Source organism: Pseudomonas sp. NY15374, assembly GCF_048068255.1.
Classification (GTDB): Bacteria; Pseudomonadota; Gammaproteobacteria; order Pseudomonadales; family Pseudomonadaceae; genus Aquipseudomonas; species Aquipseudomonas machongensis.
The window spans coordinates 311,630-337,801 of sequence record NZ_JBLUPZ010000001.1 but is presented as its reverse complement, the minus strand read 5'-3'; the positions used below and the strand labels follow the sequence as shown (position 1 = coordinate 337,801).

Genomic DNA, 26,172 nt, shown 5'->3' with positions numbered 1-26,172 from the left:
TGAGTATCTGAGGATATGAAATCAGCGCAGCGCAGACGTTCCATCCGTCTTCGCATCAGCGCCTTCAGCGACGCCCTTCAGCCAGCATGCGCACCGCCAGCGCGGCCAATACTGTCCCCATCAACCAGCGCTGAGCCTGCTGCCACAGTGGCCGACCGGCGAGAAAAACGGCGATGGAGCCGGCCATCAGGGCGATGATCGCATTGACCGTGACGCTGATGACGATCTGCGTGGAGCCCAGCACCAGCGATTGCAGCAGTACGCTGCCATGGCCCGGCTCGATGAACTGCGGCATCAGCGACAGGTACATGACCGCGATCTTGGGGTTCAGCAGGTTGGTCAGAAAACCCATCATGAACAGCCGCCGCGGGCTGTCGGCCGGCAGGTCGCGGACCTGGAACGGCGAACGCCCGCCTGGTTTGAGCGCCTGCCAGGCCAGGTACAGCAGGTACAGCGCGCCACCGATGCGCAGTGCGTCATAGGCGTAAGGTACGGCCATCACCAGTGCGGTGATGCCCAGCGCGGCACAGAGCATATAGAAGACGAAGCCCATGGCCACGCCGCCCAGCGAGATCAACCCGGCAATCCGCCCCTGGCAGATCGAGCGGGAGATCAGGTAGACCATGTTCGGGCCGGGGGTCAGGACCATGCCCAGTGCGATCAGGGCAAAAGCCAGCAGGTGGGATAACTCAGGCATCGGGCGCATCCTTGGCGTGCGAGGGGAGCGCGAAGTGTATCCGCTGTCGAGGCCATCGTGGAACGGCTGCCCCTGCAAATCCAGGCATTCATCCGAACTGCCCGACAATCAGCCCCAGCGCGATCGCGATCATCACCGCGCCCGACACCCGCCCGACGATCTGCGCCGCCTGTGGCCGGGTGCGCAGCACGGCCTTGGCGCCGTAGCCGACCATCAGGTAGATCACCAGCGAACTGCACAGGTGCACCAGCCCCAGCAGCAGGATCTGCAGCGGCAGCGGCCAGTTGGAGGTGGGGTCGGTGAATTGCGGCAACAAGGCCAGGAACAGCAGGAACACCTTCGGGTTGAGCCCGCTGACACAAAATCCGCGCAGCGCCCAGCGCGAACCGGTCTCTCCCGCCTTAACCACTCCCGCCTGCGGCGCCGCCGGCTTGAGCAACAGGTTGCCCCCCAGCCACAGCAGGTACAGGCAACCGGCAAGGGTCAGCAGCGTCAGTGCCAGCGGGTGCCCTGCGATCAGGCTACCGACCCCGGCCGCCACCACCAGGGTGGCCATGAAATGCCCAGACAACATCCCGGCCACTGCCGGCATCACCCAACGGCCGCGCATCCCGGCCGAAATCGCGTAAGCCCAGTCGGGGCCGGGGGTGATGACGAACAACAACGACACGGCCCAGAACGCGGCCAATACACTGAGGGTCATTTCGGGTGTTCCTTTCAGAGGTCTGGTTGAAAGGAAGATTACGGATTCCGCGCGGGGATTATCTTTCGTATATTGCCGACACCCTTAGAGAGCCTGGAAGATTCTCCCCCATGGATCGCACTGATCGAAAAATCCTTGCCGAACTGCAAAAGGACGGTCGCCTGTCGGTCACCGAGTTGGCCGACCGCGTTGGCCTGAGCCTCTCGCCCTGCCATCGTCGGCTCAAGGCGCTGGAAGCGTCCGGGGCGATCCTCGGTTACCACGCACGCCTGGCGCCTTCGGCGGTGGGCCTGAACTTTGCGGCGCTGGTGTTCGTCACCCTGCGCGAGGTGACCCGCCAGCCAGTGGCCGACTTCGAAGCGGCGGTGACCGAGGTGCCGCAGATCGTCGAGGCGCAGCGCCTGTTCGGCGATCCGGATTACCTGCTGCATGTGGTGGCCAAGGACCTGCCAGCGTTCCAGAAGCTGTATGACGAAATCCTCACCAGCATTCCCAATGTGAAACGGCTGAGCTCCACGCTGGTGATGAAGGAAGTGATCCAGGATCGGCTGTTGCCCATGTGAGCCGGGGCCGGGGGGGCGGGTTTGAGCGCAAATACCGGCATGGCCAGCGCCAAACCGATCAATCACCGCGAAAGAACCCATCCCCGGCATTTCTCAACAACTCCACCATCGCCCCCGCCGCTGGCGGCAGGTAGCCTTCGGCGCGCACCGTCACCCCGACCGTGCGGCGCATGGTGGTGGCCTCCAGCGGCACTTCGCGCAGCCACGACATGCCCAGGCCATGCTCCAGCGTCTCGCGTGCGGCAAAGCTCAGCAGACGGGTCTTGGCGATCAACCGGGGCAGCAGCGAGATCGAGTTGGTCTCGATCTGCACCTCGGGCAGCGGCAACTGATGGCTGCTGAACACATTGTCGATCCAGCGTCGCGCCGTCACCGTGGGAGCTGCCAGCACCCAACGGTAGTTGCACAGGTCCTTCAACTGCACATCACCCGAGAACACCGGGTGATCGGCGCTGGCCACCACCACCGCTTCGTCCTGCAGGATCGGGTAGGAACGAAACTGCGGGTCATCGACGATCAAGCCGCAGATGATTGCGTCCAGCCGCCCTGAGCGCAGCGAGTCCTTGAGCATGTCGTCCTGGCCGATCGACAGCTTCAAGGTCAGTTGCGGCGCTCGCTCCAGCAGCGAAGCGGTCAGTTGCGGCAGCAGGTGCTCGGCCATGCTCGCGGCACAGCCCAAACGGATGTTGCCCACCAGGCCGCTGGCGAAGTCGCGCACTTCACGCTCGGTCTCGGCGATGCTCACCTGCAACTGCTTGCCGCGCGCCAGCAACAACGCGCCAGCATCGGTCAGTTTGATGCGCCGGCCATCACGCTGGAACAGCCGCGCGCCCAACGATTCTTCCAGGCGCTGGATGCTTTTACTCAGCGCCGGTTGGCTGCGGTTGAGCTGCTGTGCGGCGCGCCCCAGGTGGCCGAGCTCGGCAATGGTGGCGAAGTAAGTCAGGTCACGTAGGTCCATGATCGATGAATTTCAGTTATGGATTCATAGAAAGTAGAAAATAGACTTGATCAATTCACAGGTCGATAATTTTCTCTGTCAGCCACCTCTGGCTCTCGCCGTACAGGGAGATCGACTTGCCCACCACCCTACCCCCCCAAGCAGCAAAGAACGCGTCCCCCACCCTGATTTTGCGATGGCTCGCGCTGATCCTCTGTGCTGGCGCCGCCGGGCAGCTCCTTCACGCCCTCGCCGTGCCGGCCGGGCTGTTTCTCGGCCCCATGCTGATGGCCATCGTCTTCGGTGTATCCGGCGCGCAACTGCGCCTGCATCGCCAAGTGTTCCGCTTCGGCCAGGGCTGTGTCGGGCTGCTGGTGGCGCACTCTGTGACCTGGTCGGTGCTCGCCTCGCTGGCCGACGCCTGGCCGCTGATGCTGTTCGCCACCTTCGTCACGGTGGTGCTCAGCGCCCTGGTCGGCCTCGGTACCGTGCGCTTCGGCGGCATTCCCGGCAGCACGGCGGCCTGGGGTACTGCGCCGGGCGCAGCCTCGGCGATGGTGTCGATGGCCGAAGACAACGGCGCCGACGGACGCGTGGTGGCCACCATGCAGTATGTGCGCGTGGTGTGTGTGGTGATGATCGGCTCGCTGGTCAGTCATCTACTGGGCGCCACCAGCGTTGCTGGCGACGCGGCCCAGGCCGCGGTCGTCGCCGACAGCATGCAACTGGGCAACCTGCTGCTCGGTCTTGGCGTGGTGCTGGTGGGCGTTGCCGCCGGTTCGAAGATGCCCGCAGGCGCCCTGCTGATGCCGTTGATGCTTGGCGCAGTGCTGCAACTGACGGGGGTGTTGCACGTCAGTCTGCCCAGCGAAGTGCTGGCCATCGCCTACGGCGCCATCGGCTGCTACATCGGCCTGCGCTTCGACCGCCAGACCGTGCGCTATGTGTGGAAGCGCCTGCCCACCATGATCGCCGGCGCCGTGGTGCTGATCCTGCTCTGCGCGGGCTGCGCCTGGCTGCTGGCACGGCTCGCCGGCACCGACTTCCTGTCCATGTACCTGGCCACCAGCCCCGGCGGCCTGGATGCGATGGCGATCATCGCGGTGGAAACCCACGCCGATGTCGGCATGGTCCTGGCGATGCAGACGCTGCGCCTGTTCGGGGTGATCCTGACCGGTGCGTATCTGGCCCGGCAGATCATTCGCCTCACCCAGAACGCCCACTGAAGGGTGCACCAGGCCGAGGGATAGCTATCCTTCCCCGCACAACAACGACAAGTGCCTGGTAGTCCGCCCCATGAACATCCTGTACGACGAGCGCCTGGACGGCGCACTGCCCACGGTCGACAAGGCCGCCCTGCTGGACACCCTGCGCAGCGCCCTGCCCGACCTCGACATCCTGCACACCGAGCAAGACCTGCGCCCCTACGAATGCGACGGCCTCAGCGCCTACCGCGTGGTGCCATTGCTGGTGGTGCTGCCACAACGCCTGGAACAGGTTCAGGCGCTGCTGAAGATCTGCCACGCGCACCAGGTGCCGGTGGTGGCCCGGGGAGCCGGTACCGGCCTGTCGGGCGGAGCTCTGCCGCTGGCGCAGGGGATTCTGCTGGTGATGGCGCGCTTCAATCGCATCCTTGAAATCAATCCAGCAGGTCGCTTCGCCCGTGTCCAGCCGGGTGTGCGCAACCTCGCGATCTCCCAGGCTGCGGCGCCACACGGTCTTTACTATGCGCCCGATCCCTCGTCGCAGATCGCCTGCTCGATCGGCGGCAATGTTGCGGAAAACGCTGGCGGCGTGCATTGCCTGAAGTACGGCCTGACCGTGCACAACCTGCTCAAGGTCGAAGTCCTCACCATCGAGGGCGAATACCTGACGCTGGGCAGCGATGCCCTGGACGCCCCAGGCTTCGACCTGCTGGCGCTGTTCACCGGCTCCGAAGGCTTGCTGGGCATCGTCACCGAAGTCACCGTCAAGCTGCTGCCCAAGCCACAGGTGGCGCGGGTGTTGCTGGCCAGTTTCGACAGCGTGGAAAAGGCCGCTCGTGCGGTGGCCGACATCATCGGCGCAGGCATCATTCCCGCAGGCCTTGAGATGATGGACAACCTGTCGCTACGGGCCGCCGAAGACTTCATCCACGCAGGCTACCCGGCCGAGGCCGCCGCCATCCTGCTGTGCGAGCTCGACGGCGTGGACGCAGACGTGAAGGACGACTGCCTGCGCGTCGAGGCCGTGCTCAAGACAGCCGGCGCCAGCGAGGTACGCCTGGCGCGTGACGAGGCTGAGCGCGTGCGCTTCTGGGCAGGCCGCAAGAACGCTTTTCCGGCGGTAGGGCGCATTTCCCCCGACTACTACTGCATGGACGGCACCATCCCGCGCCGGGCACTGCCAGGGGTGCTGCACGGCATCGGCGAGCTGTCGCGCGAGCATGGCCTGCGCGTGGCCAACGTGTTCCATGCCGGCGACGGCAACATGCATCCCTTGATCCTGTTCGACGCCAACCAGCCCGGCGAGCTGGAGCGCGCCGAGGCCCTCGGCGGCAAGATCCTGGAACTGTGCGTGGCGGTGGGCGGCAGCATCACCGGCGAGCACGGCGTGGGACGCGAGAAGATCAACCAGATGTGCGCACAATTCAACGCCGACGAGCTGACGCTGTTCCATGCGGTCAAGCACGCCTTCGACCCGCTGGGCTTGCTCAACCCTGGCAAGAACATCCCGACCTTGCAGCGCTGCGCCGAATTCGGCGCGATGCACGTGCACCACGGCCAGTTACCCTTCCCCGACCTGGAGCGTTTCTGATGGATCAGGATCACGATGCCAGCGCCGGCCTGCTTGAGCAGGTGCGCCAGGCCCTCGAGCAGCGTACGCCATTGCGTATCCAGGGCAGCGACAGCAAAGCCATGCTCGGTCGTCCGGTCGACGGCCAGACCCTCGACACCCGCAGCCATCGCGGCATCGTCAGCTACGACCCCACCGAGCTGGTACTCACGGCACGCGCCGGCACGCCGCTGCGCGAGATCGAGGCTGTGCTGTACGAGGCCGGGCAGATGCTGCCGTTCGAACCACCACACCTGGGCGACGGCGCCACGCTGGGCGGGATGGTCGCGGCCGGGCTGGCAGGGCCACGTCGTCCTTGGGCGGGCTCGGTACGCGACCATGTGCTCGGCACCCGAGTGATCACCGGGCACGGCAAGCTGTTGCGCTTCGGTGGCGAGGTGATGAAGAACGTCGCGGGCTACGACCTGTCGCGCCTGTTGGCCGGCAGTTTCGGGTGCCTGGGGGTGTTGACCGAGGTATCGCTGAAGGTGCTGCCGCGACCGCGCACTTGCCAGAGCCTGCGCCTGACGATGGATCTTCGGCAAACCCTGGGCGAGCTGGCAGCCTGGGGTCAGCAAGCGCTGCCGATCACAGCCGCCTGCCATGACGGCGACGCCCTGCACCTGCGCCTGGAAGGCGGGGAAGGCTCCGTGACCTCTGCCGCCGAGCGCCTGGGCGGCGCGCTGCTGGACAACCGCTATTGGCATGACCTGCGTGAACAACGCCTGGCCTTCTTCGCCGCTGACGAGCCCTTGTGGCGCCTGTCACTGCCGCATAACAGCCCACCGCTCAGCCTGCCCGGCCGCCAGTTGCTCGACTGGGGTGGCGCCCAACGCTGGCTGAAATCCACCGCCTCGCCCAGCGTCATCCGCGAAGCCGTCGCAGGCCTCGGCGGCCATGCCACGCTGCATGCCTGCCACAGCGCCGGGTTCCATCCGCTGCCCGAGCCATTGCTGCGGTACCAGCGCAACCTCAAGCGACAACTCGATCCTCGCGGCATCTTCAACCCCGGCCGCCTGTATGCCGACATATGAGGGCCAGCCATGCAGACCAACCTGAGCGAACAGGCCAAGCGCCTGCCACGGGCCGACGAGGCCGAGCGTATCCTGCGCAGTTGCGTGCACTGTGGCTTCTGCACCGCCACCTGTCCGACCTATCAACTGCTGGGCGATGAGCTGGATGGGCCGCGTGGGCGCATCTACCTGATCAAGCTGCTACTCGAAGGGCAACCGGCCACCGCCAGCATCCAGACTCACCTGGACCGCTGCCTGAGCTGTCGCAACTGCGAGACCACCTGCCCGTCCGGGGTGGAGTATCACAACCTGCTGGACATCGGTCGTGCCGTGGTCGACGCGCAGGTGCCGCGGCCGCTGGGCGAGCGCCTGCTACGCCACGGATTGCGCCTGTTCGTCCCCAGGCCTGCGTTGTTCAAGGCCCTGACCCGCACAGCCAGGGCCTTTCGGCCACTGCTGCCGAAGCCGGTGCAGGCCAAGCTGCCGCGCCATGAGCCTGCACTCAAGCCGCGTCCCAAGGTCCAGCACGCGAGTCGGGTGCTGATGCTCGAAGGATGCGTGCAACCGGCGCTGTCGCCCAACACCAACGCGGCGGCAGCGCGGGTGCTGGATCGCCTGGGGATTTCGGTGATCGCGGCCCGTGAAGCGGGATGTTGTGGCGCCGTGGACTACCACCTCGATGCACAGGCCAGAGGCCTTGCCCGGGCTCGACGCAACATCGACGCCTGGTGGCCGGCGGTAGAAGCCGGCGCCGAAGCCATCGTGCAGACAGCCAGCGGCTGCGGTGCCTTCGTGCGCGACTATGGGCACCTGCTGGCGGCGGACCCGGCCTACGCCACCAAGGCCGCACGCATCAGCGAACTGACCCGGGACCTGGTCCAGGTGTTGCGCGAGGAGCCATTGGAGCAGTTGGGCATCCAGGCTGACCAGCGCCTGGCCTTCCATTGCCCGTGCACGCTGCAGCATGCGCAAAAGCTTGCTGGTGCAGTCGAGAGCGTGCTGCAGCGCCTGGGCTTCAGCCTGGCCTCGGTGCCGGATGGTCATCTGTGCTGTGGTTCGGCGGGTACTTATTCGTTGACCCAGCCGCTGCTGTCACGCCAGTTGCGCGACAACCGTCTGAACGCGTTGGAGAGTGGCAACCCCGAGGTGATCGTCACCGCCAACATCGGTTGCCAGCATCACCTCGACAGCGCTGGCCGAACACCGGTTCGGCACTGGATCGAACTGGTGGACGAGGCGCTGCCGAACCTCAGCCGCGCAACCGGCGCAAACGACGCCGCTGACGCACGATGACATAAGCCAGCCCCAGCACCAGCACACCAGACGCTACGACCAGGCCGACCAGTATCTGCCCATAACGTGCCATCGTCGCCTCGAAGCCACTCACCTCACGCATTACCTGAATTTGCGCCGGCCCCTCGGCATGCACGATGCTGATACCGCCCTGGGTGATCTGCGAGATGTCGGCATCGAAGTACACCCACACCCGGCACACCCCACCGGCCTCGATGGACGGGATCTCGATGATGTTGGTGGCGTTCTCGGGAATGCTGTCGTCCCCGGCGTCATCGCGCACCTGCACCAGGCCCTTGGCTGGCAGGCGGATGTGTACTTGTTTGAGTGGTTCGTCACGCGTATTGCGCAAGGTGATGAACAGCCCGGTGCGATGGTCCACCAGCCCCGCCTCGAAGGGCTTGGCGAATAATTGCATGTAGGGCGTCTGCGCCTGGGCCACCAGGGCCTCGACCTGATCGCGACTCAATGCACCTTTGGCCAGCGCCTCGACCCCGGCGAACAGCCGCTCGTACTTGAGTTGCTCACGGGCCTGGCCGATGCGCTCGTTGAACTGGCTGGGGTAGGTCAGGGCCTCGTAGGCGACATAGGCCTTCAGGCCACGATCGTCCTTGAGCGACGCATAAAGCGCCGCGCCGGCGACGACGATGACCAGCAGGCCCGCGAGGGCTTTCCCGACTTTTTCCCAGCTCACCTTGGCGGTTCCTTGTATCGCGGCATGTGCGTTTGCAGACCGGGGCCAAGCGTGCCAAGTAAACCGCCCATAGGCAAGCGTTCAGCGCCCCAGCAACACCGGCACCGACGCCACCAGCATGGCTATCCCCGACAAGGTCAGCAGCCCCAGCACCAGCCGGCGAAACGCCGCTTCGCTGATGCCCAGGTAGACCCGCGTGCCCAGTACCGTAGGGATCAGCATGGCCAGGGCCACCACGCCGAACCAGGGCAGCATCGCCGAAGTCACCACACCGGTGCCCAGATAAGTGAGCATGGTCACCGCCAGCATCGACAGGTTGAAGTTCTGAATGACCGCGCGCTGGGTGTCGCGGTCAAAGCCGCGCACCGTGCACCACAAGGTCGGTACGGTGCCGGTGAAACCACCGATACCACCGAGCACACCGCCAACCATACCCACCGCACCGTCCGCCAGGCGATTGCCCGGCACCCTGGGCAGGCGCGGCGCCAGCAGCATCAGTGGGCACCACAGCACCAGCAGGGTGCCGAACACTGCCTTGAACCAGAGCATGTCCAGGTAGGGCAGTACCCACACACCCAGCGGGATGCCCGCAAGCCCACCCAACACGAAGGGCCAGAGCAACCGCCAACTGAAACCGCGGCGAACGGTGAACACCGCAATCAACTGCCCGGTGAGGCTGCCGAACACCGTGAGCGACGCCGCCAGGCGTGGCTCCAGGCCCCAGGCCCAGAACGACATGGCGACCATGCCGAAGGCAAAACCGGAAAGCCCTTGGACGAAACCGGCGACACAAGCGCCCAGAGCGATGAGGTAGAGCGGGTCCATGGCCAGTCCGTCGAGCGAAGGAAAGCGGCATTCTAGACCAAGCTGCAGTCACTGCGGACGCCCGATCAACGCCAGGCGCAGGCCAAAACCGATCAACAGGCTGGCGAAGGTCCAGCGCTGCACCACCTCGACCTTCGGATTGCGCGCCATCCAGTAGCCCAGTGCAGCGCCGATCAGGGCGTAGAACAGGTCGAACAACAGCCCGACGATCACCAGCACCACACCCAGCAGCAAGAACTGCCCACCGACCTCGCCGACACTGGCATCGATGAACTGCGGTAGCAGGACCGAACAGAACAACAACGCCTTGGGATTGCTGATATTGGTCAGCAGCCCACGCCACACCGCCGTGCCGTACGCGCGTCGAGCCACTGGCATGTCTGCACCGTTGAGATCAGGCACCAGGCTGGGCGCACGAGCGATGCGCAGCCCCAGCCAGATCAGGTACACCACGCCCACCACGCGCACCAGCTCGAAGGCCCAACCGACCGTCTTGAGCAGTACCGCCAGCCCCAATGCAGCCAGGGTCACGTGTACCGCTCGCGCAATCGCAAGGCCTACTGCGGTCGCTACTGCATAAGCGCGGCCCTGGGTACTCGAGGTGTGCAGCACCAGCACCATGTCCGCCCCCGGGACCAGGCATACCGCGACCAGCGCACCAATGAACAGCTCCAGATTCGCCATCTTCGCCTCTCCTGCCTGCAAGGGATCACTGGCTTGAAAGCTTAACGAGCAGCGCGCCGGCCTGCGTTGCGTAGTTCACTACACGCGAGCGGATTATTGGCATATCGTGCCAATCACGATTTCAAAGAAACGGATAAATGCCAAAAATGAAACTCGACAACCTTGACCGCCGGATTCTCGCGGCCCTGCAGCGCGACGGGCGCCTGACCAACGTGCAACTGGCCGAGGAAGTCGGCCTGTCACCCTCCCCGTGTCTGCGCCGCGTACGCCTGCTGGAAGAGGCCGGAATCATCCGTGGCTATCAGGCACAGATCGACCGCGATGGCGTGGGGCTGGGGTTGACGGTATTCGTTGGGGTGAAGGTGGAGCGGCACACCGAGGCATCGTCGGCCGCCTTTCGCCAGGCGGTCTCGGCGTTGAGCGAAGTGGTCTCATGCCACCTGGTGTCGGGCGAGTCGGATTTTCTGCTGCAGGTGGTGGTGCCGGACCTGCGGGCCTATGAGCGGTTTCTGATGGAGGCGCTGCTCAAGGTGCCGGGGGTGACGGACATCCGCAGCAATTTTGCGATTACCACGGTGAAGGAACAGACAGGATTGCCGCTCGGGCACCTGCCGCAGGCGGTGGGTAAACAGTGATGTGTGGGGGCAAGCAGTTGCCCCCAACACAGCGCCTCAGGCGAAGCGCTCGACCTGCGCCGGGGTACGACGCATCAGCACCTTGCCGCCACGCACCGAGACCAGCGCATATCCCTGGCTACGGATCATCTCGTAGTCATCCGGCGCCGACAGCACCAGCAAGTTCGCGGGACGCCCCACTTCGATGCCGTAGCGCTCGCCCAGGTTCAGGGTGCGCGCACTGTTGTCGGTGATCAGGTCCAGCGCCCGCTGCAGGTCTTCATAGCCGAGCATGTGACAGATGTGCAGGCCCGCTTCGAGGATGCGCAGGATGTTGCCATTACCCAGCGGGTACCACGGATCGACGATCGAATCCTGACCGAAGCACACGTTCATGCCGGCGCGATCGAGCTCAGCCACCCGGGTCACGCCACGGCGTTTCGGGAAGTTGTCGAAACGCCCTTGCAGGTGAATGCTCTCGGTCGGGCAGGACACGAAGTTGATGCCCGACATCTTCAGCAGGCGGAACAGCTTGTAGCAGTAGGCATTGTCGTAGGAGCCCATGGCCACGGTGTGGCTGGCAGTGACGCGCTCGCCCATGTTGCGCACCCGCGCCTCTTCGGCAAGTACTTCGAGAAAGCGCGACTGCGGGTCATCGGTTTCGTCGCAGTGCACATCCACCAGGCAACCGGTGCGCTCGGCCAGGTCCATCAGGAACTTGACCGACGACACACCCTGGTCACGGGTGTTCTCGAAATGCGGAATGCCGCCGACCACATCGGCGCCCAGCGCGACCGCTTCGGTCATCAGTTCGCGACCGTTGGCGTACGACTCGATTCCCTCCTGGGGGAAGGCGACGATCTGCAGGTCGACCAGGTGCCGGACCTCTTCGCGCACCTCGACCATCGCCTTGAGCGCCACCAGCGTCGGATCAGTGACATCGACGTGAGTACGCACATGCTGGATGCCGTGGTCGACCAATGCGCCGATGGTCTTCTTGGCACGGGCCTTGATGTCTTCGTGGGTGGTAATGGCCTTGCGCTCGGCCCAGCACTCGATCCCCTCGAACAGCGTGCCGCTCATGTTCCAGCGCGGCTCGCCGGCGGTCAGGGTGGCGTCGAGGTGGATGTGCGGCTCGATGAAGGGCGGGATCACCAGGTTCTGCGCCGCATCGATGTCCGCAGCGTTGCTCAGTGCAACCGCCGCGTCCTGGGGTTCGATGGCGGCAATGCGATCGCCATCGAGTTCGATCCGGAACAGGCCGGTCTTGCCGCGCAGGCGGGCGTTGATGATATTCATGGGGTTACTCCTTGCCTTGGCTTTCGCTCATGCGCCAGATCAGCAGCGCGACGGAAGCATTCATGCGGAAAAGCGAGTCATCGAGCGACTGTCCGCTCAACTGCTCGATGCGTTGAATACGCTGGATGATGGTGTTGCGGTGTACGCCCAGGCGTTGCGCCGCCTGGGCGCCGTTGCCGTTTTCCTTGAGCAGTACATCGAGGGTGTGCACCAGGGCGTAGGGATGCTTGCGCCCGGCTTCGATCAGCGGGCCGAGGGTCTGGGCGACGAAGTTGTCGATCAGCGAACGGTCGGCAATCCCCTGCAGCAGGCGCAACACACCCAGCTCGCTGAAATCGCACAGGCCAGTAGCCGGGCGCATGTTCTGTGCCACTTCGAGAGCCTGGCGCGCCTCGCCCAAGGCCTGACGGTAGTGGGCGCAGTCTTCGGCCAGGCACGACAGGCCCATGAACAGCGCCATCTCGCCGGTCACCTCGGCCAGTTGCCGATACAAGGCTGCGAGCGCTGGGCGCAAGTCCGGTGCGTCGGGCAGCAGCAGCACGAAGAGGTCACCTGGCAATTGCGCCATGACCGCCCCCGCAACCGTGCGGCACCAGGCCTCCAGTTGCTCTTCGAGCGCCTGGCGGGTGTTCTGCCACAGGCGTTCGGCCTGCTCCGGTCGATGCCGCTCGAACAGGCCATCGACCGCCGACAGCCGCAGCGCGACCACACGGCGGGGCTCGTCCAGCGCCAGCTGCAGGTGTGCAGCGCGCTGGCGGGCAATGGCCAGGCTCGGGTAGTCGCCGGTCAACAGCTGGCCGAGAATGTCGTCACGCGAGCGCCGCACCTGGCCCATTTGCACCAGCGCCGTGCCAATCAGGTGGGTGACCACCACCATCTTCAAGGCGTAGGGCTGCTCGATCAGCGGCAGCCCCAACTGTTCGGCACGCTCGACCACCGCCGCCGGGATGTGCTGGATGAAGGTGCCGCCGGTGAGGATCACCATGCCGGCAATACCGACAGCATCGCCATCCTCCACCAGGCTCAGCAGGTTGGCCTCGCCACGCGGATGGTTGATACCGGTGACGAACACCAGTTCGCCGCCCATCACCCATTCGGCAATGCCTTCGTTCTCCGCCACGTAAGGCCAGCGCACCCGCCGCTGCAGGTTGCGTGCACCGGCCCGCACGGTCATCTCTTCGAGACCGGGCAGCCCCAGCAGCTCATCGAGTGCCAGGCTCACGGCTTGGCCTGTGCCACGGGGCGCACGCGCGCACCGACTTCAAGCAGGACGATGTAGCACAGCGCCGAAGCACCGATACCCACCAGCGGGGCGACCCACGGCGAGCTGTAGGCCAGCACCGCCCCCACTGCGTAGGCGAACAGGCCGGCGCGGTTGTAGCGCGGCAGGCTGACCGAAGCCAGGGTCGGATACTTGCCACGGTGGCGGTACCAGAAGTCGGCCATGATCACCCCGCCGACCGGCGGAATGATCGAACCCAGCAGCACCAGGAATGGAATCAGCCATTCATACATGCCACCGATCGCCAGCACGATGCCCACGCCGGCCGCCACCAGCGTCGCAGTACGACGACGCTCGCTGCGCACCAGGTGGCAGGTCGCCGCCGCTACGTTGTAGATGGTCGGGCCCTGAATGGTCCAGAGGTTCAGGCACAGCATCACCACGGCGGCGAACGAGAGGCCCTGCAGCATCATCACTTCGACGATGTCGGCTTGCTGGTAGACCATCGCGCACCAGGCGCCTGCCACCACCATCAGGCCGTTACCCACCAGGAACGCCACGACGCTGGCCGTGACCGCCACCCGGCCACTGCGCGACAGGCGTGTCCAGTTGGTGGCCTGGGTCGCGCCACTGGCGAAGGTGCCGAAGACCATGGTCACCGCTGCCGAGAAGCTCATCGCCTCGTGCGGCACCACGGCCATCAGCCCTTCGAAACCGCCCACGTGCCGGGTGGCGATGACCATCGAAATCACCAGTAGCACGAACATCAGGGGCACCGACAGCCGCGACAGCCAATCCAACCCCTTGAAGCCAATGATCGCAGTGATGCTGAAGCCCAATCCGAACAACACCATCAGCGGAATGGTCAAGCCCTCGGCCAGCCCCAGCAGCTTGACCAGCACGATCGCCACTGTCGCCGTGCCCCAGGCGTACCAGCCCAGCTCAGCGAAACCCAGCAGAAAATCGGAGAGCCGGCTGCCCGACTCACCAAAACAGAAACGCCCCATCAGCACCGTGTTCAGGCCACTGCGCGAGGCGATGAACGCGAGCGTTGCCGCATAGATCGCCAGCAAGGTGTTGCCGATGGTGGCAATCCACAGCATGTCGACGAAATTGAAGGCCATGCCCAGCTTGCCGCCAGCGAACATGGTGCCGGTGAAGAAGGTGAAGCTGAACAGGACCATGGCAATCGGCAGCAGGCCCTTGCGGGCGTGCTGGGGGGCTTCGGTCAGGGGGAATTCGCCGGGTGAGCTCATTTTTATAGTGTTCCAGTGTTGGGGGGTTGGCGCTGGCGGAGCAATAAGTGGGCCGGATCCAGGGTAGACAATGTTCGGACTGGGAATTGGGCTTTAACGATACCCATTAATGTGCAACACGCACATAAATTACTGATCAGGGCGATAATTTGTGGGCTTTATATCTCATTTTGATGCACGCGTGCACCTTTGGGTGGCGGACTTGCGCCTGCGCACCGCGGGATTTCCAGCGCTTTGCGCTGACGAACACCTTGAGCATCACAGCTATCCTTTTATGGCAGTACAATCATGGCCGCACCGCGCCAAGTCTCGGTGATGCCTATCGGTCCAGGACTTCTCCATGCCCTACCCCATCGAACAGAAACTTGTCGTCGGCGTTGCCTCCAGTGCGCTGTTCGACCTCGCTGAGTCCGACGACATCTATCAAAGTGAAGGCGTCGAAGCCTATCGCCAGCATCATGAAGCGAACCTCGACAATCCGTTCCCCAGGGGTGTGGCCTTTCCGTTCATCCGCCGCTTCCTGAGCATCAACAAGGCCTTCCCGGGGCAACTGCCGGTTGAAGTGGTGCTGCTGTCGCGCAACTCGCCGGAAACCGGGCTGCGGGTGTTTCGCTCTATCACGCATTACGACCTGGACATCACCCGCGCGGCCTTCATGTCTGGCCGCTCGCCCTACGAGTACATCCCGGCCTTCAATGCATCGCTGTTCCTCAGCGCCAACGAAGAAGACGTGCAACGCGCCATCGACGCCGACTATCCTGCCGGCCTGGTGCTGCCCACACGCATCTACGACGACGAGATCGACACCGAGCTGCGCGTGGCCTTCGACTTCGACGGCGTGATCGCCGACGACGAAGCCGAGACGGTCTACAAGCAGCACAACAACCTCCATGACTTCCAGGCCCACGAGTTCGCCCGCAAAGCCATCCCGCATCAGCCGGGGCCGCTGGCGGACCTGTACCGCAAGCTCTCGCACATTCGCACCCTCGAAGACCAGAAGCTTGCGCAAGACCCTGACTACAAGCGCATCCTGCGCATTGCCATCGTCACAGCGCGCAACGCACCGTCCCATGAGCGCGTGGTGACCACCTTGAAAAACTGGGGCGTTTCGCCAGATGAATCGTTCTTTCTGGGTGGGATGGAGAAGGACCGTGTGTTGTCCATTCTCAAGCCGCACATGTTCTTCGATGACCAGCGCAGCCACCTGTTCTCGGCGGCGGGTAACCTGCCGATGGTGCATGTGCCGTTCGGGGTGGCGAACCGCAACGTCGCCAGCCAGCCGGCGCAGGAGGTCATGACTCAGGGCGCTGGCGAAGCTACGAGTGAACAGGTGACAGGCCGATAAAGGCCGCATGCCTAGCGCTTGTCCTGCAGCATTTGCCCACGTATTTGCTCCCAGCCCATTCGCCGCTCCGCCGCCTCTTGCCACTGCGCCCGTTGCGGCTCGCGCTGCACGATTGGCAGCAGCAGCGGCGGCAAACGCTCCACCTGGCTGCTGCGGGTGAAGATGCACAGCCGGGTGTAGTCAGGCAGTTGGTGGAGCTTGGCCCCGAGCAGGCTGTGCGGGCACAGCAACAGCAGGTCACCGAAGGCGAACAGCTGGTAGGCCCTGACCTGCACCTTGCCATCGTGACGCAGACGGCTGTGCCAGAGCAGCGGATCAATATCGGCCAGTGTCACCTGGCGATCCAGCACGTAGCGCTGGGAGAAACCCTGGCGTACTTCCAGGCTGCCGGCCACCGAATAGGTGATGCTCGACATCGCGCCCTTCGCGGTGGTGAGGAAGATCACGAAGAACAGCAAGGCGCCGCCGATGCCTGCGGCGAACTTGCGGTAGATATCGCCCTTGAACACGAAGTACAACATCGAAGGCAGCAGGCTCATCAGCAGCGTGAACAGTGAAAAGCCTGCCACGAACGACACCGCCGCCTCGTTATCCCGCCCGACGTAGGTGTCGATGATCAACAGCATCGACAACGAACTGGCGATGACGGCGAACACCAGGGTGAACGAAAGAAAGATCCCAAGAAACCAGCGATCGGCCTTGCCCTTGTTCTTCGGCACCGCGAGAACGAACAACGACCTGAACGACCGGGAGAAGAACAGCGCGGCAAACGCCAGCACGGTGGCTACCGAGATCAACAGCATGGCAACGCCGGGGCTGAGCATTCGATGGTAGAAGAAGCCCAGGACGATGAAGGCGGCGTAGCCCACCGCCAACGGGATCACCAGCCACAGCGCGACATGGCGGGTGAGCCAGCGCACCCTGCCGAACAGCGATACCGCCGTGCCGTAGAGCCACGACGAGCCCATCAGGATGATCAGGTGCGAGAACATCACCGCGACGACCACGAACATCCAGGCGGCGAGTGATGACTTGGAATCCAGCGCCGACATGAACAGGTCGGCGCGACCGATGGCCCGGGTGTAGATGTACAGGCTCACGCTGCCGAGGAAGGTCCCGAGGAACACCAGCGTGACGGTGAACGGCGTCCAGTGCGTCAGCACCCGCTTGAGGTTCTTGCGAAACACCTGGGCGAAGGTCGGGCGCACGCGGCGCACCCGGGGTGTAGCGGATTGCGAGGTCCTGCTCATTTCGAGGCCTGTCCATGGTCTGCAACTACGAGGCCGGGGAATCTATCACGCTTGCCCGCGTGAATCCCGGTGTCTGCTTGCCGATGCGTCCTGCATCGACGGCTTGCGGTATCGCTAGCCCCCCTCCTCGACAGGCACCTCACCGCGTACGATGGTCAGTTGGCCGTCGATCATCGCCTTGCTCATGCCGCACAGGTAATGGGTGGCGCGCATGAGCGGTTCGGCATCCTGTGGTTTGTCGATGGCTCGTCGGGTGAGTTCGGTCACGCAGCCGAGCAGCGTGGAAATTTCCATCAGCGTTTCCTTCGGCGGCAGCCCGGGTATCGCCTGGACCCAGGCCATGCGTGGCTCGCGGCGGATACGTGCGGGTGCGCTGACCAGTTTCAGGCCGCTGCGCTTATTCGATTGGTCGTCGTTGTCCATGGCTCCCCCAGCGTTGGTTGAAAAGCGCCCGTCGCACACCCTCGTCCGTGTTCCAGCCCGACTCACGCGAACCTGGCGTGTGTCTCTGCCCGTCGGCTGAAAACGCGATGACGATGTGCGACCGGCCCCAGGAGAGTAGAAGCACGGACGCCGCCACACAACGGCAAAACCCGGGGAAATGGTATCCCCGGAAATGCCCTACGACGTATTAGGAAGGTTCGCGAAATAGCCCCTAGGCCGGTCGCAATCCGCAGGCATGCGCCGACCACAGGGCGTCATCAGGAAGTCCACTCCTCACCACCCGGCCAGTCCTCGGTGGGGATATCGGCCAAGGTGCCGTCCTTGATCCCGTCGATGCCGTAGCGCTCGATCGAATCGCCCAGCAACGAGCCGAACTTGTCCGACTTGACCTGCTCCTGCCCTTCCTTGACCAGGCCCGGGATGATCGCTGCCAGCACCGCCACGCCCGCGCCGAGGAATCCCAGCACCCCAGCCGTGGCCGCCAGGCCCGGAAGGAAGCGTGGCAGGTTGGCGCCGAGCAGGCCGAGTCCGCCCTCCACCGCCGAGGCACTGCCCGCCAGCACGCCCAGCGAGCCGGCAGTGATGCCGAAGCCACCGGCCAGCTTGTCGCCACGACGCAGCGCGTTCACACCATCGAAGATGCCATAGGCCCCGGCCACGATACCGGCCAGCCCGCCGATGCCTTTGGCAGCTTCCTCGAAGTTCTTCGCCACCACCTTGGCGTGCTTGCCATCCTTGACGTTGGCCTTGACCTCATCGAGCAGGTCGAGCATCACCTTGCCATCTTTCATGTCGGTCAGCGTCTGCTCACCGTTCTTGATCGCCTTGGTCAAGTGCTCCTGATAACCCTTGGAACCGCCCTCAATCAGCACCGTGGTGGTCTGCACCGACCCGGTGGTGATGTCGACGATGTTGCGATCGGTGAGCTTGCCGCCGCTCTGCGCGCCACGGGCGATGGTGACACCGGCCAGGAACAGACCGCTCACCCCGTGCAGCACGCCACTGCCGTAAGCGCCCTTGGCGTCGCCGTTGGGGTCGAAGTCCGACAGCTTGCCCATCTTGTCCAGGGCCTTGGTGCCCTGGCGGAACAGGTCCCAATTGCCACGGAAGCCCGCCAGCACCTGGTCGGTGGTGGCCACCGTGCCATCCTGGTTGAGCAGCAGCTCGGGGCTCTCGTCGCGCATCTGGTCGATCAGCTTGCGCACCTTGTCTTCGTCCAACTCTTCCCCGCCATCCTTGCCGAACGCGGTCTTGAGGTCGTCGAAGGTGGCGTCCTTGAACAGGTTCTCCTGGGTGATGGTGGAGAAGTTGTCGTTGAGCTGCTTGTCGTACTGGGCGGTGAACTGCGGATCGAGCGCCGAGTTGTAGAGCGCCACCTCCAGGCTGAACTCCGAGGCGGCCTGCTCGGGCGAGTTGTCCTTGAGCAGTTCGCGCATGCGTTCGCCGGTGGCCAGCTGATCCTTGTAGAAGGTCTTGAAATCTTCATTGTGCGACGACTTGCCGACCGCGCCCTGGATCGCCTTGGCGTCGTCGATACCGAGGATCGACTGCAGGCTGGTGGCGGTGGCATAGAAGCTGGCCAGCGCAGTGTGCTGGTCGGTCTTGCCATCCTTGGTGTTGGCGTCCCAGGCAACGTCCAGCGCCTTGCCAGACTTGACCTCGTCTTCGTAGGTCTTGCTGACGGCATCCTTGAGCCCAGGGTTTTCCTCGAACAGCGTCTTCACTGCCTCATCGCCCGCGCTCTTGAGATAGTCGGCGGTTTCCTTGTCGTTCTGCAGGATGGCCATGTGGTCGTTGATGTCTTCCAGCAGCTTTTGCGGCTCCCAGATCGCACCGGAACGGTTGGCAATGGCGACCTTACCGTAGTCGCTGTTCCACACCCCGGCATTGGCGCCATCGACCACCAGCTTCTGCGCCTCCTGCAGGTCCAGCAGTACGGCGGCCTTTTCCTCGGCGCTGTAGTTTTCCGGATGCACGAAGACATCCTCGCCCAGCTTGCGGGTGTCGACCTTGCCGGTGACATTGCCGGCGGCGACATCGGTGATCAGGCTGGCCAGCCCCTGGGCATCGGTGGGTGAGCCGCTCTTCAGCCAGCTCTGCACGTCCTCGCGGCTGACCTTGCCGTCAGGCTTGTCGCCAATGTTGCTGCTGGCGGTATCGACCTTGCGGAATGCGCCTGGCTGGGCGAAGAAGTTCAGCGCTTCTTGCTCCTGCTTGCTCAGTTGCGGATTCTGCTTGAGGTAGTCCTGGATGTTGTCTGCGGTGACTGCGCCATCGGCGCCAGTCTTGCCGCGGATCGAGTCGTACTTGGCATCGAAGATCGCGCCATACTGGGCGATCTGCCTGGAGCCTGCGTCAGCGTCCGGGTTGGTCTTGAGGAACGCCTTGTAGCTGCCGATCTCGTCGTTGGCCGGTGGCTTGGCCAGCGACTCGAAACCGAACTTGCCGAAGTCCTGCAGCCGCCCGGCCTCGGTGCCGTGACGCGCCTCGCCGCTCTTGGTGAAGCCATCGACACTACTGTTGGCCACATCCTTGCCGGTGAGCGCCTTGCCGTCCTCGTCATAGCCCACCACTCGGTCGAGCACCTGGCTGGCCCGGAAGGCGGCGTTGGGATCCTTGTCGAAATCGCCGACCTGCTCCTTCAGCGCATCCTTCACCCCGCTCTGGTTGCCGAGGTTCTTGAGCAGCGGGTTGTCATCGATGATGTCCTGCGCCGAACGCTTGTCGTCCTCGGGCAGTTCCCAGACGATGCCGGCCTTTTCCGCTGCCTCGCGACGCTTGTCATCCTTGCCCACGTCGTCGACATGCTGCAGCTCGCCCTTGAGGCTCTCGAACCCGTACTTGCCGAAATCCTGCAGGCGCCCGGCTTCGGTGCCATGCCTGGCATCGCCGCCCTTGGTGAAACCGTCGATGCTGGTGTTGTCGACATCCTTGCCGGCCAGGCGCTCGCCGTTCTCGTCATAGCGCACCACGTGGTCCAGCACCTGGGTCGCGCGGTAGGCCGCATCGGCATCGTGCTCGAAGTCGCCGACCTGCTCCTTGAGCATGTCCTTGACCCCGCTCTGGTTACCCAGGTTCTTGAGCAGTGGGCTGTCGTAGATGATCTGCTGCGCCGAACGTTCGTCGCCTTCGGGGCGCTCCCACCGGATACCCGCTGCCTCAGCCTTGCTGCGTGCCTTGGGGTCATCGTTGGCCGCCTCGATGTGCTTGAGCTCACCCTTGAGGTTTTCCCAGCCGTACTTGCCAAAGTCCTGCAGGCGTCCGGCCTCGGTGCCGTGCTTGGCATCACCGCCCTTGGTGAAACCATCGACCTTGCCGTTGTCGATATCGCCACCGACCAGTCGCGAGCCACCCTCGTCGAAGCGCTCGATGTGGTCCAGTACCTGGGTGGCGCGGTAGGCCGCATCGGCGTCGTGCTCGAAATCTCCGACCCGCTCGCGCAGCTTGTCCTTCACCCCGCTCTGGTTGCCAAGGTTCTTCAATAGCGGGCTATCGTCGATGATTTCCTGGGCGGAACGGTTGTCGTCCTTCGGGCGCTGCCATTCGATGCCGGCGTCTTTGGCCTTGGCACGATCGACCGCATCGCCCCACTCGGCACTGGCGTCCTTTTTGGTGAGCGTCTTGATATCGGGGGCGTTGGTGACCGGAGCTGACATGCGCGTTCTCCCTGAAGGTGGCTGCCGGGTTGGCGGGCCCGAGGTGTGTGAGTGCAGGGAAAAGCAGCGAGATGACTGAACGATGACAGCCATGCTGGCGATCAGCCGCTTTTCGCAGCTGCACGCCCGTGATCATTGGGCGGATCGCGCCTGTGAAACGTTGTGAAATCACCCGATGGAACATCTGCAAGTCTTGGGCCTCCCACACTAACGCAGGGCGAAAGGCGCGCTGCCCATGAAGATCCGGAGGCTTGTCCTGTATGAAAAAGATCCTGATGGTGCTGACATCCCACGACCAGCTCGGTAACACCGGCAAGAAAACCGGCTTTTGGCTAGAGGAATTTGCCGCCCCTTACTACGTGTTCATCGACGCTGGCGCGCGGATCACCCTCGCCTCCCCCAAGGGCGGCCAGCCACCGCTGGACCCGAAGAGCGACCAGCCCGACGCCCAGACCGACGCCACCCGCCGCTTCCAGCAAGACACCGAAGCGCAGATCGCTCTGGCCGACACCATTCCGTTGGGAGAAATCGACCCTTACGACTTCGACGCCGTGTTCTATCCAGGTGGTCATGGGCCGCTATGGGACCTGGCCGAGAACAAGGATTCGATCACCCTGCTCGAGGCCCTGTACGCCTCGAACAAACCCATCGCTGCGGTGTGCCATGCACCGGGCGTGTTCAAGCAGGTCAAGGCAGCGGATGGCCAGCCGGTTGTGAAAGGCAAGCGCGTCACCGGCTTCACCAACAGCGAGGAAGAGGCTGTCGGGCTGACCGATGTGGTGCCGTTTCTGGTGGAGGACATGCTCAAGGCCAACGGCGGTGAGTACTCAAAGGCGGCCGATTGGGCGAGCTACGTGGTCGAGGATGGCAATCTGATCACCGGCCAGAATCCGGCGTCGTCCGAGGCGGCGGCGCAAGCGCTGCTCAAACGTCTGGAGCACGAACCAGGCGCTTGAGACAAATGGCACAGGCGTTGCCCGCTCCCTCAGATCCACGATCTCTGTAGGAGCGGGCTCGTCCCGCGATCACCGGCAAAGCCGGTGCCATCCCCATCACCGATACAGACGGACTCACATCACCCACCAACCCCGAGCACCCAGCGGCTGGCAACCCCACCCAGCATCGGTGACAATCGTCCTCTCATGCCCAAGCCAGGACGCCCCGCGTGCTCACCACCCTCGCCATCGGCAACTACCGCTCGATCAAGCACCTCGTCATGCCGCTAGGCCAACTCAACCTGGTGACCGGCGCAAACGGCAGCGGCAAATCCAACTTGTACAAAGCCCTGCGCCTATTGGCTGAAACCGCCCAAGGCGGTGTGATCGAAGCCCTCGCCCGCGAAGGCGGCCTCGACTCGACCTGGTGGGCCGGCCCGGAAACCAGCGCCCGCATGAAGCGCGGTGAAGTGCCCATCCAAGGCCAGCACCCGACCGACGTGAGACGCCTGCGCCTGGGGTTCGCCACCGAAGACTTCGGCTTCGCCATCTCCTTGGGTCTGCCGATCCCGCTGCCCTACCCGAGCGCATTCATGCTTGACCCCGAGATCAAGTGCGAAGCCATCTGGGGCGCCGGCGCCTACCGCCCCTCCTCCCTGCTGGTCGAGCGCAAGAACGCCCTGGTACGTGCCCGCGAAGGCACCAGCTGGTCAGTACTCGACCAGCATGCCGACAGCAGCGAAAGCTTCTTCAACATCGTCGGCCGCCCCCGCCAGGCCCCGGAGATCGGCGAGCTGCGCGCGTTCATCAACAGCTGGCGCTTCTACGATCACTTCCGCATCGATCGCGACGCCCCCTGCCGCCAGCCACAGCTCGGCACCCGCTCGCCCGTACTGCACCACGACGGCCGCAACCTCGCCTCGGCGCTGCAGACCATCATCGAGATTGGTGACGTCGAAGACCTGGTTGCCGCGCTGGATGACGCATTTCCCGGTAGCCGCCTGGAGATCGATGCACCACCCGGCGGGCTGTTCAGCGTAAGGCTTTACCAGCACGGGCTGCTGCGGCCCCTGGGCGGGACGGAGCTGTCGGACGGCACCTTGCGTTACCTGTTGCTGATGGCAGCCCTGTTGACGCCCCGACCACCGTCACTGATGGTGCTCAACGAGCCGGAAACCAGCCTGCATGCAGATCTGCTGCCGGCGCTAGCGCGCTTGATCATCCGCGCGTCGCAGCGTAGCCAGGTGTGGGTGGTGTCGCACAGCAGGCCGCTGATCGACGCGCTGACGGCGTGTGAAGGGTGCAATGTGCTGGAGCTTGAAAAGGATCAGGGGCAGACGCAGTTGCGCGGGGTCGGGTTGCTGGATGAGCCGCTGTGGCGGTGGGTGGACTGAGCCCTCGAGGCCTGAAAGCGCCCCGTGGAGCGGCCTCGTGTCGCAAAAGGGCTGCAAAGCAGCCCCTTGATTACACGCCCGGACACCTTACTCAGAGGTCTTTCTTGATCTCTTTGTCCACATGCTTGTCAGCCTTGTGGCGCTCCTTGCTCAGGTGGTCCTCCCCTTTGTCGATTTCCTTGTCGTCGTGCTTCACGCCTTTATCGATCTCCTTGGCATCATGATCGACACCCTTGTCGATCTCCCGCACATCGTGCCGCACCCCCTTCCCCACCTCGCCCTCGGCCTGGGCGATCGAGGTGAAGGTCAGGGCGCAGAAAGCGATGGCGGTGAGGGTCCAAGTCGGTTTGATCATAGGGTGTTGCTCCTTTGCTGGTTGGAATCCTTGTGTATGTATTTGACCGTAGACGAGAATCGCCATGGCTGAAGGCCGCTGGTCGGCCGTCCACGCGGTGTTACCTGGACGGCGGTTGCTCGCTGGAGACCGAGTTGTTGACGTCTACGTCTTTCATATCATCCTCGCTGGGTACATCGTCAGGCGACGTGGATGGCTCATGCTTCGGGCCGTCGTCAGTGCGCGCGGTGCCGTTGTCCCGAGGTAGTTGTGAGTCCTGATCCGAGCCCGGATTGCCCGGGGGAGGATTCCAGTCTTCAGGACGCTTTTGCGACCAGGCCTCGCCCGCACCCTGCTTGGGCTCGGACGGGGCCTTTTCAAGGCCGGAGCCGCCGTCATGACTGACGTCGGTGGGTTTTTCGGAGGGGCCGGCATAGGGATCAGCAGGGCCGTTGTGGTCGATTGTCATGATCGTTCTCCCGTTCAAAGCGCAGGAGTTCTGCGCCTTACCATCGGAAAAACAATTCTTGAATGGAGTGCCTGGACTACGACAGACGGCCAAACACACAAACAAGCCGCTTCGGCTTAGTCCTCAGGGCAAGCGAATGCAGTTCAGAACATTGTCATTCCACCTGGATTCAGCAATCGATCTCCAACGCCTGCTGCATCAGCCCATGGCTGACATCCTGCACCAACGCCTTGGACATCCCGCTCAGAGAGTGCGCCGCGCATGACAACGTAGCGGCATCATCAGCCTCAACCATCGCCAATTCGGTCAACTGGTCGACACAGGACAAAGAGGACTGGGCGACGGTTAGCGCACAGACGAGGTACTCGTAACATTGGACTACGAGGTCTTCGTTGGAAAGCCTTCGAGGGTGCGGTGCGTGGGTTGAAAGACGGAGGGGATCGGAACTCGGCGCATCGAAGTGCCCCACGCACAGCCGTCATTGAAACACTGACAGTCCCTCTTGAGACTGCTCTGCGCCCAGTGCTGCGAAAGGGCGATTCAGCTACAGGTCAACGGCTTCGCTTCAGGCGCTCGGTGCTATCGGTGCCTCATCAAAGTTGTTCATCCGCTCTCCAGACCATCGCACATCTGCTTCCCACGGGAAATCCATGTTCATACTCTTCACTCAACAGTGTTGACAGCCTTTCATCGGCCTGCTGGTCGGACTCAATCTGAAAACCGAGACGAGAGTAGAATGGCGCATTCCATGGTACGTGTTTGAAGGTTGTGAGTGTCAGCGCATGCAACCCATTGATCTCAACATAAGCCTGCGCCACTTGAACGAGCTGTCGCCCTATGCCTTGCCCTTGCTGGGTGTGTCGAACAGAAAGTTCATGGATATGAAGGTCTCTACCGTAGATATCGGCACTGAGAAATCCTTGCGGGCGATTTTCAGCATCGATGGCCACCCAGCACGTCGAGCGCTTGATGAGCTCGAGATGCTGTTCAACCGGCATAGGAGGAGAATCAGCGAGCCAGCTTAACCCTTCAAACACACGAAAGGCTTGCGCGGCAGAACGCTCGATTGCGAGTAAGAGGCTCGCATCCTCAGGCACAGCAACGCGGACAGTAGTGAGCATAGCTACGAGCACTTTCGAAATCAGGATCGCAGAATGAAAGCCTGGAGCCCTCTAGTGTCAGCAAGGCTTTGACCGTTTGTTGCGCCGCTTCAGAAGTGGCGCTGCCACTGGCGTTAGCATTCGATGCCGACGATCCACTGGGTCTTGGCCGCATTGCTGCGGTCCAGATCAGGGCGCCGCACGGCAGGCTGGGTACAGCCGCGCGGTACGATGTACGGCTGGGCGACCGCAGCCGCTTCGGCGAGGTCCATCGGCTTGCCATCGTCACGTTCGACGGTGATGAAAAACGGCTGGTAGAACGGAATGATGTAGGCATCGAGGGTATAGCGCGCACCATTGGCCTCAAGGTTGGCGTGGTACTCATCGAAACGGGTCAGGCGACTGGTGTCGAGCTTGTCCTGCACCGCGCAACCGACCATGACAAGCCCGAGCAAGGCGCCGGTGCACAGTGAAATCGTGTTCATTACAACTCCTTTTGAGGTTTGCCCGGATAGGCGCGCCGGGACATTAAAGGCGTGCGTGGTGGTCGTCAAGCGAGCGGCACTACTTGAGCGGCGACATGATAGGGATCACGATCGCCGCGCTAAAAAAAGGATTAAGACAAAAG

26 protein-coding genes are annotated in these 26,172 nt (G+C 63.6%); 9 read left to right on the top strand and 17 right to left on the bottom strand.

The features are described from left to right. Window positions 1-64: 64 nt before the first annotated feature. Window positions 65-697, bottom strand: coding sequence for a LysE family translocator (locus ACNFHO_RS01790; RefSeq protein ID WP_416764958.1), 633 nt, complete (start codon window positions 695-697; stop codon window positions 65-67). 88 nt (window positions 698-785) lie between these two features. Beyond that, window positions 786-1,400, bottom strand: coding sequence for a LysE family translocator (locus ACNFHO_RS01785; RefSeq protein WP_416764956.1), 615 nt, complete (start codon window positions 1,398-1,400; stop codon window positions 786-788). Between the two features lie 110 nt (window positions 1,401-1,510). Between ACNFHO_RS01785 and ACNFHO_RS01780 the strand changes: the two genes are divergently transcribed. Beyond that, a complete protein-coding gene (locus ACNFHO_RS01780; RefSeq protein WP_054892027.1) occupies window positions 1,511-1,963 on the top strand; it encodes an Lrp/AsnC family transcriptional regulator in 453 nt (150 codons plus the stop codon). Window positions 1,964-2,021: 58 nt separating this feature from the next. Here the strand turns inward: ACNFHO_RS01780 and ACNFHO_RS01775 are convergent, their stop codons facing one another. Next, entirely contained in the window at window positions 2,022-2,924 is a 903-nt protein-coding gene (locus ACNFHO_RS01775) for a LysR family transcriptional regulator (RefSeq protein ID WP_054892028.1), read from the bottom strand. A 116-nt stretch (window positions 2,925-3,040) separates the two neighbouring features. Between ACNFHO_RS01775 and ACNFHO_RS01770 the strand changes: the two genes are divergently transcribed. The 4 genes from ACNFHO_RS01770 to glcF all read left to right on the top strand — a co-directional run bounded on the left by ACNFHO_RS01770 (window position 3,041) and on the right by glcF (window position 8,023). Next, on the top strand, window positions 3,041-4,129 hold the full coding sequence (locus tag ACNFHO_RS01770) for an AbrB family transcriptional regulator (protein ID WP_416764954.1): 1,089 nt from the start codon (window positions 3,041-3,043) through the stop codon (window positions 4,127-4,129). A gap of 70 nt (window positions 4,130-4,199) precedes the next feature. Beyond that, window positions 4,200-5,699 (top strand): glycolate oxidase subunit GlcD, encoded by a 1,500-nt coding sequence (gene glcD, locus ACNFHO_RS01765; RefSeq protein ID WP_416764953.1) that lies wholly within the window; start codon window positions 4,200-4,202, stop codon window positions 5,697-5,699. Then, the gene (gene glcE / locus ACNFHO_RS01760; RefSeq protein WP_416764951.1) at window positions 5,699-6,751 is read left to right on the top strand and encodes a glycolate oxidase subunit GlcE; all 1,053 of its coding nucleotides are present in this window, start codon (window positions 5,699-5,701) and stop codon (window positions 6,749-6,751) included. Before glcD ends, glcE begins: the two co-directional genes overlap by 1 nt. A 9-nt stretch (window positions 6,752-6,760) precedes the next feature. After that, window positions 6,761-8,023 carry a glycolate oxidase subunit GlcF gene (glcF, locus tag ACNFHO_RS01755; protein WP_416764950.1) on the top strand — a complete coding sequence of 421 codons (1,263 nt, stop codon included), beginning with the start codon at window positions 6,761-6,763 and terminating at the stop codon, window positions 8,021-8,023. Here the strand turns inward: glcF and ACNFHO_RS01750 are convergent. The 3 genes from ACNFHO_RS01750 to ACNFHO_RS01740 form a co-directional block, all read right to left on the bottom strand. Then, window positions 7,980-8,717: a hypothetical protein gene (locus ACNFHO_RS01750; protein ID WP_414155671.1), complete on the bottom strand. Its 738-nt coding sequence runs from the start codon at window positions 8,715-8,717 to the stop codon at window positions 7,980-7,982. The genes glcF and ACNFHO_RS01750 overlap by 44 nt on opposite strands. Window positions 8,718-8,798: 81 nt before the next feature. Then, entirely contained in the window at window positions 8,799-9,542 is a 744-nt protein-coding gene (locus tag ACNFHO_RS01745; RefSeq protein ID WP_054892033.1) for a sulfite exporter TauE/SafE family protein, read from the bottom strand. A gap of 48 nt (window positions 9,543-9,590) precedes the next feature. Then, window positions 9,591-10,226 (bottom strand): LysE family translocator, encoded by a 636-nt coding sequence (locus ACNFHO_RS01740; protein WP_054892034.1) that lies wholly within the window; start codon window positions 10,224-10,226, stop codon window positions 9,591-9,593. A 146-nt stretch (window positions 10,227-10,372) separates the two neighbouring features. Here ACNFHO_RS01740 and ACNFHO_RS01735 point away from each other — a divergent pair, with 146 nt between their 5' ends. Then, entirely contained in the window at window positions 10,373-10,861 is a 489-nt protein-coding gene (locus ACNFHO_RS01735; RefSeq protein ID WP_416765404.1) for an Lrp/AsnC family transcriptional regulator, read from the top strand. A 36-nt stretch (window positions 10,862-10,897) separates the two neighbouring features. On the opposite strand, the gene codA is transcribed toward ACNFHO_RS01735, so the two are convergent. From codA to codB, 3 genes are read right to left on the bottom strand one after another with little or no spacing between them, the layout of a single operon-like run. Continuing rightward, window positions 10,898-12,139, bottom strand: coding sequence for a cytosine deaminase (gene codA, locus ACNFHO_RS01730; protein WP_054892036.1), 1,242 nt, complete (start codon window positions 12,137-12,139; stop codon window positions 10,898-10,900). A gap of 4 nt (window positions 12,140-12,143) precedes the next feature. Next, a complete protein-coding gene (locus tag ACNFHO_RS01725) occupies window positions 12,144-13,361 on the bottom strand; it encodes a PucR family transcriptional regulator (protein WP_054892037.1) in 1,218 nt (405 codons plus the stop codon). Next, on the bottom strand, window positions 13,358-14,617 hold the full coding sequence (gene codB, locus ACNFHO_RS01720) for a cytosine permease (protein WP_054892038.1): 1,260 nt from the start codon (window positions 14,615-14,617) through the stop codon (window positions 13,358-13,360). Before codB ends, ACNFHO_RS01725 begins: the two co-directional genes overlap by 4 nt. Before the next feature lie 340 nt (window positions 14,618-14,957). On the opposite strand from codB, the gene ACNFHO_RS01715 reads away from it, so the two are divergent. Beyond that, window positions 14,958-15,962, top strand: a complete 1,005-nt coding sequence (locus ACNFHO_RS01715; protein WP_416764946.1) for a 5'-nucleotidase — start codon at window positions 14,958-14,960, stop codon at window positions 15,960-15,962. Window positions 15,963-15,973: 11 nt separating this feature from the next. Here ACNFHO_RS01715 and ACNFHO_RS01710 read toward each other — a convergent pair whose 3' ends face one another. The 3 genes from ACNFHO_RS01710 to ACNFHO_RS01700 form a co-directional block, all read right to left on the bottom strand. Next, window positions 15,974-17,212, bottom strand: coding sequence for a hypothetical protein (locus ACNFHO_RS01710; protein WP_416764944.1), 1,239 nt, complete (start codon window positions 17,210-17,212; stop codon window positions 15,974-15,976). A gap of 114 nt (window positions 17,213-17,326) precedes the next feature. After that, a complete protein-coding gene (locus tag ACNFHO_RS01705; RefSeq protein WP_416764943.1) occupies window positions 17,327-17,635 on the bottom strand; it encodes a DUF3077 domain-containing protein in 309 nt (102 codons plus the stop codon). 278 nt (window positions 17,636-17,913) lie between these two features. Further along, entirely contained in the window at window positions 17,914-21,312 is a 3,399-nt protein-coding gene (locus tag ACNFHO_RS01700) for a type III effector HrpK domain-containing protein (protein ID WP_416764942.1), read from the bottom strand. Window positions 21,313-21,572: 260 nt separating this feature from the next. Here ACNFHO_RS01700 and ACNFHO_RS01695 point away from each other — a divergent pair, with 260 nt between their 5' ends. Both ACNFHO_RS01695 and ACNFHO_RS01690 read left to right on the top strand, forming a co-directional pair. Further along, complete coding sequence (locus ACNFHO_RS01695; protein ID WP_416764941.1) at window positions 21,573-22,268, top strand: type 1 glutamine amidotransferase domain-containing protein; 696 nt, start codon at window positions 21,573-21,575, stop codon at window positions 22,266-22,268. 209 nt (window positions 22,269-22,477) lie between these two features. After that, on the top strand, window positions 22,478-23,641 hold the full coding sequence (locus ACNFHO_RS01690) for an AAA family ATPase (RefSeq protein ID WP_200603892.1): 1,164 nt from the start codon (window positions 22,478-22,480) through the stop codon (window positions 23,639-23,641). A gap of 91 nt (window positions 23,642-23,732) precedes the next feature. Here the strand turns inward: ACNFHO_RS01690 and ACNFHO_RS01685 are convergent, their stop codons facing one another. The 5 genes from ACNFHO_RS01685 to ACNFHO_RS01665 all read right to left on the bottom strand — a co-directional run bounded on the left by ACNFHO_RS01685 (window position 23,733) and on the right by ACNFHO_RS01665 (window position 26,029). Then, window positions 23,733-23,996: a hypothetical protein gene (locus ACNFHO_RS01685; RefSeq protein ID WP_151924974.1), complete on the bottom strand. Its 264-nt coding sequence runs from the start codon at window positions 23,994-23,996 to the stop codon at window positions 23,733-23,735. Between the two features lie 100 nt (window positions 23,997-24,096). Further along, window positions 24,097-24,444 (bottom strand): hypothetical protein, encoded by a 348-nt coding sequence (locus ACNFHO_RS01680; protein ID WP_416764939.1) that lies wholly within the window; start codon window positions 24,442-24,444, stop codon window positions 24,097-24,099. A 169-nt stretch (window positions 24,445-24,613) separates the two neighbouring features. Then, entirely contained in the window at window positions 24,614-24,913 is a 300-nt protein-coding gene (locus tag ACNFHO_RS01675) for a DUF3077 domain-containing protein (RefSeq protein ID WP_416764938.1), read from the bottom strand. A 124-nt stretch (window positions 24,914-25,037) separates the two neighbouring features. Continuing rightward, a complete protein-coding gene (locus ACNFHO_RS01670; protein WP_416764936.1) occupies window positions 25,038-25,565 on the bottom strand; it encodes a GNAT family N-acetyltransferase in 528 nt (175 codons plus the stop codon). Between the two features lie 113 nt (window positions 25,566-25,678). Beyond that, on the bottom strand, window positions 25,679-26,029 hold the full coding sequence (locus tag ACNFHO_RS01665; RefSeq protein WP_416764935.1) for a hypothetical protein: 351 nt from the start codon (window positions 26,027-26,029) through the stop codon (window positions 25,679-25,681). Between the last annotated feature and the right edge of the window lie 143 nt (window positions 26,030-26,172).

What these genes read in the sequence shown, in the direction of transcription:
- ACNFHO_RS01790 (WP_416764958.1), bottom strand. Translation starts at nt 697, where the DNA reads ATGCCTGAGTTATCCCACCTGCTGGCTTTTGCCCTGATCGCACTGGGC.
- ACNFHO_RS01785 (WP_416764956.1), bottom strand. Translation starts at nt 1,400, where the DNA reads ATGACCCTCAGTGTATTGGCCGCGTTCTGGGCCGTGTCGTTGTTGTTC.
- ACNFHO_RS01780 (WP_054892027.1), top strand. Translation starts at nt 1,511, where the DNA reads ATGGATCGCACTGATCGAAAAATCCTTGCCGAACTGCAAAAGGACGGT.
- ACNFHO_RS01775 (WP_054892028.1), bottom strand. Translation starts at nt 2,924, where the DNA reads ATGGACCTACGTGACCTGACTTACTTCGCCACCATTGCCGAGCTCGGC.
- glcD (WP_416764953.1), top strand. Translation starts at nt 4,200, where the DNA reads ATGAACATCCTGTACGACGAGCGCCTGGACGGCGCACTGCCCACGGTC.
- glcE (WP_416764951.1), top strand. Translation starts at nt 5,699, where the DNA reads ATGGATCAGGATCACGATGCCAGCGCCGGCCTGCTTGAGCAGGTGCGC.
- glcF (WP_416764950.1), top strand. Translation starts at nt 6,761, where the DNA reads ATGCAGACCAACCTGAGCGAACAGGCCAAGCGCCTGCCACGGGCCGAC.
- ACNFHO_RS01745 (WP_054892033.1), bottom strand. Translation starts at nt 9,542, where the DNA reads ATGGACCCGCTCTACCTCATCGCTCTGGGCGCTTGTGTCGCCGGTTTC.
- ACNFHO_RS01740 (WP_054892034.1), bottom strand. Translation starts at nt 10,226, where the DNA reads ATGGCGAATCTGGAGCTGTTCATTGGTGCGCTGGTCGCGGTATGCCTG.
- ACNFHO_RS01735 (WP_416765404.1), top strand. Translation starts at nt 10,373, where the DNA reads ATGAAACTCGACAACCTTGACCGCCGGATTCTCGCGGCCCTGCAGCGC.
- codA (WP_054892036.1), bottom strand. Translation starts at nt 12,139, where the DNA reads ATGAATATCATCAACGCCCGCCTGCGCGGCAAGACCGGCCTGTTCCGG.
- codB (WP_054892038.1), bottom strand. Translation starts at nt 14,617, where the DNA reads ATGAGCTCACCCGGCGAATTCCCCCTGACCGAAGCCCCCCAGCACGCC.
- ACNFHO_RS01715 (WP_416764946.1), top strand. Translation starts at nt 14,958, where the DNA reads ATGCCCTACCCCATCGAACAGAAACTTGTCGTCGGCGTTGCCTCCAGT.
- ACNFHO_RS01710 (WP_416764944.1), bottom strand. Translation starts at nt 17,212, where the DNA reads ATGAGCAGGACCTCGCAATCCGCTACACCCCGGGTGCGCCGCGTGCGC.
- ACNFHO_RS01705 (WP_416764943.1), bottom strand. Translation starts at nt 17,635, where the DNA reads ATGGACAACGACGACCAATCGAATAAGCGCAGCGGCCTGAAACTGGTC.
- ACNFHO_RS01700 (WP_416764942.1), bottom strand. Translation starts at nt 21,312, where the DNA reads ATGTCAGCTCCGGTCACCAACGCCCCCGATATCAAGACGCTCACCAAA.
- ACNFHO_RS01695 (WP_416764941.1), top strand. Translation starts at nt 21,573, where the DNA reads ATGAAAAAGATCCTGATGGTGCTGACATCCCACGACCAGCTCGGTAAC.
- ACNFHO_RS01685 (WP_151924974.1), bottom strand. Translation starts at nt 23,996, where the DNA reads ATGATCAAACCGACTTGGACCCTCACCGCCATCGCTTTCTGCGCCCTG.
- ACNFHO_RS01680 (WP_416764939.1), bottom strand. Translation starts at nt 24,444, where the DNA reads ATGACAATCGACCACAACGGCCCTGCTGATCCCTATGCCGGCCCCTCC.
- ACNFHO_RS01670 (WP_416764936.1), bottom strand. Translation starts at nt 25,565, where the DNA reads ATGCTCACTACTGTCCGCGTTGCTGTGCCTGAGGATGCGAGCCTCTTA.
- ACNFHO_RS01665 (WP_416764935.1), bottom strand. Translation starts at nt 26,029, where the DNA reads ATGAACACGATTTCACTGTGCACCGGCGCCTTGCTCGGGCTTGTCATG.